This is a genomic window from Streptomyces sp. NPDC044106, assembly GCF_056433985.1.
Genome location: NZ_JBWKFZ010000027.1, coordinates 86,211 through 96,677, shown reverse-complemented (window position 1 = coordinate 96,677; position 10,467 = coordinate 86,211). Strand labels below are relative to the sequence as shown.

Here is a 10,467-nt window from a genome sequence, read left to right as displayed (position 1 = left end):
CACGCCGGCGGGAAGCCCCTCCAACGTCGCGACAAGCGCGGGTCCGTGCGACTCCCCCGCGGTCAGCCAACGCAACCTGCTCAACGGATGCTCCTCATGCTCGCGCCTCGAACTGCGGTCTTCGACGGCGCGGCCGGGTGCGCGGCCCTGGCCCGCCACCCTGATCCTCCCATGTCCCGGGACGGGAACCCGCGTCCGGTCCATCTGGCGGACGGGCCTCGACCACGGCGCGACCGGGGCGCGGGCCGGGCACGACCACGGGCCTACCGTGCGGCGAGCGCGTGCTCCCCGGCCTTGCGCATCGCGGCAAGCGGCGCGGGAGCGCGTCCCGTCATCTGCTCGACCTGGAGCACCGCCTGGTGCACGAGCAGGTCGAGTCCGCTGACGACCGCTCCGCCGTACGCCGACCAGCGGGCCGCGAGAGCGGTGGGCCACGGGTCGTACAGCACGTCGAAGAGGGTGGCAGGGCGCTCGGGTACGAGGGGCGAAAGGACGTCCGTGGTGCCCGCCGGGGTCGTGGCGATCACCAGCGGCGAGCTCAGCGCCTCGCGCGCGTCCTCCCAGGGCTCGGTCCGCACGTCCACTTCGAGCCGTTCGCCCCACTGCCTCATCTCGGTGGCGCGGGCGTCACTGCGTACGTACGCGACGACCTCGCCCGTGCAGATCCGCGCCAGGGCGGCGAGCGCCGACGACGCGGTGGCGCCGGCGCCCAGGATCGCGGCGGACTCGACCTGCTCGATGCCGTGTTCGCGCAGGGCGGCGACCATGCCGGGGACATCGGTGTTGTCGCCGACCTTGCGGCCGTCCTCCGTGAACACCACCGTATTGACGGCCTCGACGGACGCGGCCGTCCCGCTGATCTCGTCGAGCAGCGGAATGATCGCCCGCTTCAACGGCATCGTCAGCGAAAGTCCGGCCCATTCCGGGCCGAGCTCACCGATAAATGCGGGCAGCGCCGCCTCATCGATCTCGAAACGGTCGTAGGACCAGTCACTCAGCCCCAGCTCCTCATATGCCGCGCGATGCAGCACCGGGGAGAGGGAATGGGCGATCGGGGAGCCGAGAACTGCGGCTCGTCGCTTCTGCGCGCTCATTGCCCCTTCAGGTATTTGTCGCGGTTCCGGTTCTGCTCTTCGTTGGTCTCGGCGAAGAGCGTCTTGTCCTCGCTGACGGAGACGAAGTAGTACCAATTGCCCTTGGCGGGATGCAGCGCCGACTTCAGCGCGACTTCACCCGGGTTTCCGATCGGCCCGGGCGGCAGGCCCTTGATCTTGTAGGTGTTGTACGGGTCGTCGATCCTGCGGAGCGCGTCGACCGTCCCGGTCCCGAGCTTCGACTCGCCACGGAGGTAGTTCACCGTCGAGTCGAAGTCCAACAGACCGTACGTTTCGGTGTTGTTGAGCTTCAGGCGGTTGTAGACGACGGTGGCGACCTTCTCGAAGTCGTGCTTGTACTTGCCTTCGGCCTGGACGAGGCTCGCCACGGTGAGGACCTGCAACGGGTCCTTCAGGTGCAGCTCCTTGGCCTTCGCCTGGAGGCCGAGTTCGTCGTACTTCTCGCCGGCCTGGGCGACCATCTTCTTGAGGACGTCCTCGGGCTTCTGGCCCTTGGCGACGGGATAGCTGGAGGGGTAGAGGAATCCCTCCAACGGGTCCTTGATGTCCTTGTTGGTATTCGCCCAGGAAGGAAGTCCGAGGCTCTGCCAGTCCTTCTTGGCGACCTTTTCGGTGGTGCCCTTCGCCAGTTTCAGGCGCGTGTCGATCTGTTGGTAGACCCACGCGTTCCGCCTGCCCTCGGGAATGATGAGGTTGTTGCGGCTCTTGGGGCTGAGCATCAATTCGACGGCGCTCACCGCGGACATGTGCTTCTTGAGGGCATAGACGCCCGGCTGAATGGACTGGCCCTTCGGATGCTTGCCCTGGGCGGAGACGAAGGCGTCGACGCTTCTGACGACACCGGCAGCCTTGAGCTTCTGCCCGATCACATAGCCGCCGGCGTCGTTGGGAATGTCGACGGTGACCGACCCGGAACCCTCGCCCGCGTAGTCCGGCGCCGTGCCGAAACGATCCTGATAGAACTGGTAGCCGAAGTAGCCGACCCCGCCGAGGCCACCGGCGAAGACCACCGTGACGACCAGGCAGGCGCAGCCGCTGCGGCGCTTCTTGCCCTTCTTGCCGCCCCGGCCGCCGCGCCGGTCACCGCGGCCACCGGGCCGCCCGGCATCCTCGTCGTGCTCGTCGTCGTCCCCGCCACCCGCGAAGAACGCGTGTTCGCCCTGGTCGGGTCCGGGATCCCAGTCGGTCTTCTCGGAACCGGGCTCGGGCACCGTGACACGGCGGGCCGGCGGCTCCGGCGGGGCGTAGGCATCGGGGGTCGAGTAGTAGTCGTGGCTCTCAGCGCCGTACCCGGCCTCCTGGCCGCCGTAGGGGTCCATCGGATCACCGCCGTAGGGGACCTGCCCCTGCTGGCCGGCGCCCCAGTCACCCTGATGGCCGTGGTCGGGCCCGCCGCCGTACCCCTGGCCGGGGCTCCCGGCGTACTCCTGGCCCGGGCCACCGTGGTACTGCTGCCCGGGGTTCCCGTTGTACGCCTGGCCGGGCTCACCGTTGTACTGCTGCTGGCCGCCGTAGGACTGCTGCTGACCGGTGCTCCAGTCTCCCCCGTACTGGGACTGGTGCGGCTGCTGATGCTGATGCGGCTGCTCCGGGTGGTACTGCCCCTGGCCGCCGTAGGTGGACGTGCCGCTCGCGGGCGCCTGTCCTCCCCATCCGCTGTCCCCGTACAACGGGTCCTCCGGATGCCACGGTTCGGAGCCTGGGCCCCGGCCATACTCAGTCATCGATCCCCTACATGCCGCGAGGCGGGGCCGCCGTCGGGATGGCCGGGCAACCGTTCCGCCTCTTGATGCTGTGCGGCAGCTGTTCGAACACCGCCGCATCGCGCGGAACGTTACCGTATCGCGATCAGATGACCACTTCGACGCCCTCGCCGGGAGCTTTGCCTGACGCCCGTTCGGACTCCAGAGCCTGTTGGAGAATGATGACCGCAGCAGCCTGATCGATAACAGATCTGCCCTTTTTGGACTTCACGCCCGAGGCGCGCAGGCCCTGACTGGCCGTCACTGTGGTCATCCTCTCGTCCACCAGCCTCACCGAAATGGGGGCGACCATGCGGGCGAGGTCCTGGGTGAACAGGCGGATCTTGGCAGCCGCCGGGCCCTCGCCCCCGTTGAGGGAGCGAGGGAGGCCGACGACGATCTCGATCGGCTCGTACTCCTCGACGAGCTGCTTGAGCCGACGCTGCGCGGCCGGGACGTCACGTCCGGGCACCGTCTCCACCGGCGTGGCGAGGATCCCGTCGGGGTCGCACGAGGCGACCCCGATCCGGGCGTCCCCGACGTCGATCGCGAGGCGTCGGCCCCGGCGCATGCCCTCAGCAGCCTCGGCCATCAGGCCGTCTCGGTGACGAGGCGCTCGACCGCGGCGATGGCGTCCGGCACGGCGGCCGCGTTCTGGCCGCCGCCCTGGGCGACGTCCGGCTTGCCGCCGCCACCGCCGCCGAGCGTCTTGGCGGCGGTGCGGACCAGGTCACCGGCCTTGAGGCCGCGCTCACGCGCCGCTTCGTTGGTGGCGATGACCGTCAGTGGACGGCCGTTGCCCACGGCGAAGAGGGCCACGACGGCCGGGCGGTCGCCCTGGATGCGGCCGCGCACGTCGAGGACCAGCTTGCGCAGGTCGTCGGCGCCGGTGCCGTCCGGCACCTGACCGGTGACGAGGGCTACACCGCGGACGTCCTTGGCGGACTCGACGAGACCGGCGGCGGCCTGGAGGACCTTCTCCGCGCGGAACTTCTCGATCTCCTTCTCGGCGTCCTTCAGCTTGGCGAGCATGCCGGAGATCTTCTCGGGCAGCTCCTCGGAGCGGCCCTTGACCAGCTCCTGGAGCTGGGCGACGACCGTGTGCTCCTTGGCGAGGAAGTTGTACGCGTCCACGCCGACCAGCGCCTCGATGCGGCGCACACCGGAGCCGATGGAGGACTCGCCGAGCAGCTTGACCAGACCGAGCTGGGCGGTGTTGTGGACGTGCGTACCGCCGCACAGCTCCTTGGAGAAGTCGCCGATGGTGACGACGCGCACGCGCTCGCCGTACTTCTCGCCGAACTCGGCGATGGCGCCCTGCTTCTTCGCCTCGTCGATCGACATGACCTCGGCCTGCACGTCCAGCTCGTGGGCGAGGACCTCGTTGATCTTCTGCTCCACGTCCGTCATCACGGCCGTGGGCACGGCGGACGGCGAACCGAAGTCGAAGCGGAAGCGGCCGGGCTGGTTCTCGGAACCGGCCTGTGCGGCCGTCGGGCCGAGCGCGTCGCGCAGCGCCTGGTGCGTGAGGTGCGTCGCGGAGTGGGCGCGGGCGATGGCGCGGCGGCGGTGGGCGTCGATCGAGGCCCACACCGGGGCGCCGACCGTGATCTCGCCGACCTGCACGACGCCCTTGTGGACGTGCACACCGGGGACCGGCTTCTGCACGTCGCGGATCTCGACGATCGCACCGCTGTCCAGGCGGATGCGTCCGGTGTCGCCGATCTGGCCGCCGCCCTCGGCGTAGAACGGGGTGCGGTCCAGGACGATCTCGACGTCGTCGCCCTCGGTGGCCGCGGGCGAGGGGACGCCGTTGACGAGGAGGCCGACGATCTGTGCCTCGTTCTCCGTGAGGGAGTAGCCGGTGAAGTCGGTGGCGCCGGAGGCGTCGGCGATCTCGCGGTAGGCGTGCAGGTCGGCGTGGCCGGTCTTCTTGGCCTTGGCGTCGGCCTTGGCGCGCTCCCGCTGCTCCTTCATCAGACGGCGGAAACCGTCCTCGTCCACGGTCAGGCCCTGCTCGGCGGCCATCTCCAGGGTGAGGTCGATGGGGAAGCCCCACGTGTCGTGCAGCAGGAACGCCTTGTCACCGGAGAGGACCTTGCCGCCTGCGGCCTTGGTCTCGGTGACGGCGGTGTCGAGGATGTTCGTGCCGCCCTTGAGTGCCTTGAGGAAGGCGGCCTCTTCGGCGAGCGCGACGGTCTCGATGCGCTTGCGGTCGGTGACGAGCTCCGGGTACTGCAGGCCCATCGTGTCGATCACGACGTCGACGAGGTCCTTGACGACCGGTCCGGTGGCGCCCATCAGACGCATGTTGCGGATGGCGCGGCGCATGATGCGGCGCAGGACGTACCCGCGGCCCTCGTTGCCGGGCGTGACGCCGTCGCCGATGAGCATCGTCGACGTACGGATGTGGTCGGCGACGACGCGCAGGGAGACGTCCGAGCCGTGCTCGGCGCCGTAGCGCACGCCGGTCAGCTCGGTGGCCTTGTCCATGACGACGCGCAGGGTGTCCGTCTCGTACATGTTCTGTACGCCCTGCAGGATCATGGCGAGACGTTCGAGGCCGAGACCCGTGTCGATGTTCTTCGACGGCAGCTCGCCGAGGATCGGGAAGTCCTCCTTGCCGTCGCCCGCGCCGCGCTCGTACTGCATGAAGACCAGGTTCCAGATCTCCACGTAGCGCTCGTCGTTGACGGCGGGGCCGCCCTCCTCGCCGAACTCGGGACCGCGGTCGTAGTTGATCTCGGAGCACGGGCCGCAGGGTCCCGGCACGCCCATGGACCAGAAGTTGTCCTTCTTGCCCAGCCGCTGGATGCGCTCGGCCGGGACGCCGACCTTCTCGCGCCAGATCTGCTCGGCCTCGTCGTCGTCGAGGTAGACCGTGATCCACAGCCGCTCGGGGTCGAGGCCGAAGCCGCCCTTGTCGACCGGGCTGGTCAGCAGCTCCCAGGAGAGCGTGATGGCGCCCTCCTTGAAGTAGTCGCCGAAGGAGAAGTTGCCGCACATCTGGAAGAACGTGCCGTGCCGCGTGGTCTTGCCGACCTCTTCGATGTCGGGCGTGCGCACGCACTTCTGCACGCTGGTGACGCGCGGGGCGGGCGGCTTGACCTCACCCAGGAAGTAGGGCTTGAACGGCACCATGCCGGCGGGAACGAGCAGCAGAGTCGGGTCGTCCGCGATGAGCGACGCCGAAGGGACGACGGTGTGCCCGCGCTCCTCGAAGAAGCTCAGCCAGCGGCGGCGGATTTCAGCCGACTCCATCAGTGGTCCTCATTCCGGTTGTACTGCGTCTTCATGTCGTTCTTGTAGCTGCTGTGGCTCTCGATGACCGCGAAGCGCCGCACCGGGGGCAGTTCGGCGTCGGGGTGGTTCCGCAGACCCAGCGCCTCGTCCAGCTCCGCCTCGCGCTCGGCCATGCCGTCGCGGATGTCGAGCGCGAAATCCTTGAGGCGGTGCCCCGTCTCGATCGCCTTGTTCGCGGCCTGCGCGGCGAGGCTCTCGGGGGTCAGCTGCTTGAGCTTGCGGTTGACCTTGGTGGTGGCCCATACGCCGGCGGCTGCGCCCGCGGTGAACCAGAACGTACGGCGGAACATCGCTGCGTCAGTCCCTCTTACTCCGGTTGGCCCGCTTCGCCCGCCGCGCGGACGGGACGGTGCGACCCACGATCACCGTACGACGGGAGGGCTTGGTGGGCATGTCGCCCGCTTCGGGGCCGGACTTGCGGCCGATCGCCCGGCGCACGCCGTAGCCGAACGCGGCCACCTTCACGAGGGGACCGCCGAAGGTCGAGGCGACCGTCGTGGACAGCGCCGACGCGTTCGACGTGACCTCCTGGACGTCGGAGGCGATGGCGTCGACCCGGTCGATCTGGGTCTGCGCGGAGCGCACCGCGGTGGAGGCGTCCGCCAGGAGGGGGACCGCCTGCTCGGTCACGTCCGCGACCAGCTTGGTGGTCGCCCTGAGCGTCTGGGCCAGCCTCGCCAGTGCCACCGCGAGGAAGGAGACCAGGATCGCCCAGAAGACGGCCACCAGGATCCCGGCAACCTCTCCACCGGACACTTGGCACCGCTCCCTGAATCTCGTCCGCAGGAATCTCGTCCCGGACTTCGGACTCGAACATCGAAAAAGTCGTCCTCCGACCCTATCGCGCCCAGGGCGCCACTCCGTACCGCATTCCCCTTCGCCGCCACAGGAGTTGTCCGAAGTGATTGCACGGAACGCATACGTCGGAGCACGCTCCGTACCCATGGGATCATTTCCGTCGGGCAATCTGCCCCTGGGCTGAACGCCTTCGTCGGGCGCGGCACCGAACTCGCCGAGCCGGCCGAGGTGTTGGAGTCCGGGCGTTCCACCCGGCGCAGACCCCTGGAGACCGCGCTGCGCGCGGGCCCCGGAAACGACCGAACCCGCCGCCTGCCCCGCCGGTAAGGGCGGGGAGGCGACGGGCTGAAGCAGGGTGAGCTACGTCCGGGTCAGCGGGCGTAGTACTCGACGACGAGCTGCTCGTCGCAGATCACGGGGATCTCCTTGCGGTTCGGGTCGCGGTCCAGACGGAAGGCCAGGGCCTTCAGGTTCACCTGGAGGTAGCGCGGGGTCTCGCCGTCGGGGGCGAAGCCACCCTCGCGTGCGACCTGGAACAGCGGCTTCTCACGGCTGCGCTCGCGGACCATCACGACGTCGTCGGGACGGACGCGGTACGACGGCTTGTCGACCTTGCCGCCGTTGACCTCGATGTGGCCGTGCACGACCATCTGGCGGGCCTGGTAGATCGTGCGGGCGATGCCCGAACGCAGAACCAGGGCGTCGAGACGACGCTCCAGCTCGATGACCAGGGCCTCACCGGTCTTGAGCTGCGTCTTGGACGCACGCTCGTAGGCACGGACGAGCTGACGCTCGGAGAGGTCGTACTGCGCGCGCAGCCGCTGCTTCTCGAGCAGACGGACCTTGTAGTCCGAGTTCTGCTTGCGCCCACGGCCGTGCTCGCCCGGCGGGTAGGGGCGGGCCTCGAAGTACTTGACGGCCTTCGGGGTCAGCGCGATGCCGAGGGCACGCGACTTCTTGACCTTGGGGCGGGACTGGTTCGGCATGAACCAACCTCTCTGTTCATTGTGAATTCGGCTTCACCAGTGGTTAGGGGAGGTCGCATCCGCAGCCTGGGAAACCTCGTGAGCACGGCCCGTGAGCCGTGGTCCGCAAGGCAGCCGCTCCCTGGTCTGGGCACAATGTGCAGCACGCGAGTGGCCCACCGACCGATTCCCGGAGTACGAGATGGTGGTGGGCTGCCCGCGACACCTTCGACGGTGCGCGACGCTCCTGGATCCCCGGTGCCTCGCGGCGGTGGGGTTCCGGCTGGATGTCCCGTTCTGGTGGCGCCGGTACGAGACCGGTCACGGGACGCAGCACTGCGGACAAGTGTACCGGGTATGGCGGGGTGCCTCGCCCTGGGCCGCTCAGGGGCCGCTCAGCTCTCGGGCTGCTCGCCCTTGAGGCGGGCGCGGACCCGCTCGACCACGTCGGCGTACCGCGCCTCGGCGCCGTACCTCGTGGGCTGGTAGTACCGCTTGCCCTCGATGGTGTCCGGGGCGTACTGCTGGGCGGCGATGCCACCCGGGACGTCGTGCGGATACACATACCCCTGGGCGTGGCCGAGCTTGGCCGCGCCCTTGTAGTGGCCGTCGCGCAGGTGGGGCGGGACGGGTCCGGCGAGGCCGCCGCGGACGTCGGCCTGGGCCTGCTGGATGGCGATCGTCGCCGCGTTCGACTTCGGGGCCAGGGCGAGGGCGATCGTGGCGTGGCTGAGGGTGAGCGCGGCCTCGGGGAAGCCGATCATGGCGACGGCCTGGGCCGCGGCGACCGCGGTGGGCAGGGCGGTCGGGTCGGCGAGGCCGATGTCCTCGCTGGCGGAGATCATCAGGCGCCGGGCGATGAAGCGCGGGTCCTCACCGGCCTCGATCATGCGGGCCAGGTAGTGCAGGGCCGCGTCGACGTCCGAGCCGCGGATGGACTTGATGAGGGCACTGGCCACGTCGTAGTGCTGATCGCCGTCGCGGTCGTACTTCACCGCGGCGCGGTCGACCGACTCCTCCAGGGTCTGGAGGGTGATCTCCTTCTCACCCTTGGCGAGCGCCGATCCCGCGCCCGCCTCAAGGGCGGTGAGCGCGCGCCGGGCGTCGCCGCCCGCGATGCGCAGCAGGTGCTCCTCGCCCTCCGCGGGCAGCTCAACCGCGCCGCCGAGGCCCCGCTCGTCGGTGAGCGCCCGGCGCAGCAGCGCGCTCAGGTCGTCGTCGGTGAGCGGTTCGAGGGTGAGCAGCAGGGAGCGGGAGAGCAGCGGGGAGATGATCGAGAAGTACGGGTTCTCGGTGGTCGCCGCGATCAACGTCACCCAGCGGTTCTCGACCGCGGGCAGCAGGGAGTCCTGCTGGGCCTTGCTGAAGCGGTGGATCTCGTCGAGGAAGAGGACGGTCTCCTTGCCGTGGCCGCCCATGGCCCTGCGGGCCCCGTCGATGACGGCGCGCACTTCCTTCACTCCCGCGGTGATCGCGGAGAGCTCGACGAAGCGCTTGTTCGTGGCTTTGGAGACGACATACGCGAGGGTGGTCTTGCCGATGCCGGGCGGGCCCCACAGGAACACCGACGAAGGCCCCGCGGGGCCTCCCTCGCCCTCGCCGACCAGCCGGCGCAGGGGCGAGCCCGGCTTCAGCAGATGCTGCTGGCCGACGACTTCGTCGAGGGTGCGCGGGCGCATCCGGACGGCCAGGGGGCTGCTGGACGGGTCCTTCTCCTGGCGGTCTTCGGCTGCGGCGGTGAACAGGTCGGGCTCCACGTGAAGAACCCTATGTCACGCCACTGACAATCCCATCGGCCCCGTGGTCAGGCCCAGAGGTCGGCGCCCCAGCGCGTGAGGATCAGCATGGCGATGACGCCGATGTGCATGACGGGAAGGGCCCAGGTGAAGTCGGCGAGGAAGCTCCTGGTCCAGCCCGGCGCGGGCAGGAAACCGTGGCGGATGTTGAAGGACGTGACGTACCAGAAGATCAGGAGCGTGGCGACCCAGGCCAGGCAGCACCAGAGGCAGAGCGCGTTGATGTGGTAGAGCGACTGGATCATCAGCCAGGTGCAGAACCCGACGCCGAAGAGCGCGCCCGCGTTGAACGTGAGCCAGTACCAGCGCGGGAAGCGGGCACCGCCGAGCAGGCTCATGCCGACGCAGATCACGATGCCGTAGGCGACCAGGCCGATCATGGGGTTCGGGAAGCCGAACGCCTCCGCCTGCTCGCTCTTCATGATGCTGCCGCAGGCGACGACGGGGTTGATGCTGCAGCCCGGCTGGAAGTTCGGGTCCTTCAGGAGCTCGAACTTGTCGAGCGTGATGATCCAGGAGGCGAGCAGACCGGCCGCGCCGGTGACCACCAGAAGCAGGGCGAGCGCGCGGCTGCCACCGACGCCACGCGGAGCGTCCGCGCGGTCCAGGTCGTTCAGGGCGTCGTCCTTCGCTGACATCGTTTTGCTCATCACGCCGTTCCGTCGCTTGTGGTGGCCGCGGGCAGGGACATTGTGCCGCACCCACGCGGGTGTCCACCGTTCGATGGACGTAAGGAGGCACATATGGG

Annotated in this window: 9 protein-coding genes; all 9 read right to left on the bottom strand. The window is 69.3% G+C overall.

The features are described 5' to 3' along the window. Nucleotides 1-263: 263 nt before the first annotated feature. Nucleotides 264-1,094, bottom strand: a complete 831-nt coding sequence (locus AC07DI_RS34610) for a shikimate dehydrogenase (RefSeq protein WP_478908616.1) — start codon at nt 1,092-1,094, stop codon at nt 264-266. Continuing rightward, nucleotides 1,091-2,839: an endolytic transglycosylase MltG gene (gene mltG / locus AC07DI_RS34605; RefSeq protein WP_478908614.1), complete on the bottom strand. Its 1,749-nt coding sequence runs from the start codon at nt 2,837-2,839 to the stop codon at nt 1,091-1,093. The genes AC07DI_RS34610 and mltG overlap by 4 nt, the downstream gene beginning before the upstream one ends. Before the next feature lie 124 nt (nt 2,840-2,963). Then, the gene (gene ruvX, locus AC07DI_RS34600; RefSeq protein WP_384263691.1) at nt 2,964-3,428 is read right to left on the bottom strand and encodes a Holliday junction resolvase RuvX; all 465 of its coding nucleotides are present in this window, start codon (nt 3,426-3,428) and stop codon (nt 2,964-2,966) included. A gap of 20 nt (nt 3,429-3,448) precedes the next feature. Further along, the gene (gene alaS, locus AC07DI_RS34595; protein WP_478908612.1) at nt 3,449-6,118 is read right to left on the bottom strand and encodes an alanine--tRNA ligase; all 2,670 of its coding nucleotides are present in this window, start codon (nt 6,116-6,118) and stop codon (nt 3,449-3,451) included. Continuing rightward, nucleotides 6,118-6,450 carry a DUF6167 family protein gene (locus AC07DI_RS34590; RefSeq protein WP_384263682.1) on the bottom strand — a complete coding sequence of 111 codons (333 nt, stop codon included), beginning with the start codon at nt 6,448-6,450 and terminating at the stop codon, nt 6,118-6,120. The genes alaS and AC07DI_RS34590 overlap by 1 nt, the downstream gene beginning before the upstream one ends. A gap of 7 nt (nt 6,451-6,457) precedes the next feature. Then, a complete protein-coding gene (locus tag AC07DI_RS34585; RefSeq protein WP_384263685.1) occupies nt 6,458-6,916 on the bottom strand; it encodes a DUF948 domain-containing protein in 459 nt (152 codons plus the stop codon). 413 nt (nt 6,917-7,329) lie between these two features. Then, nucleotides 7,330-7,944 (bottom strand): 30S ribosomal protein S4, encoded by a 615-nt coding sequence (gene rpsD / locus AC07DI_RS34580; protein ID WP_055563995.1) that lies wholly within the window; start codon nt 7,942-7,944, stop codon nt 7,330-7,332. Between the two features lie 374 nt (nt 7,945-8,318). Then, nucleotides 8,319-9,680: a replication-associated recombination protein A gene (locus tag AC07DI_RS34575; protein ID WP_478908609.1), complete on the bottom strand. Its 1,362-nt coding sequence runs from the start codon at nt 9,678-9,680 to the stop codon at nt 8,319-8,321. Between the two features lie 47 nt (nt 9,681-9,727). Beyond that, entirely contained in the window at nt 9,728-10,357 is a 630-nt protein-coding gene (locus tag AC07DI_RS34570; protein ID WP_478908607.1) for a vitamin K epoxide reductase family protein, read from the bottom strand. Between the last annotated feature and the right edge of the window lie 110 nt (nt 10,358-10,467).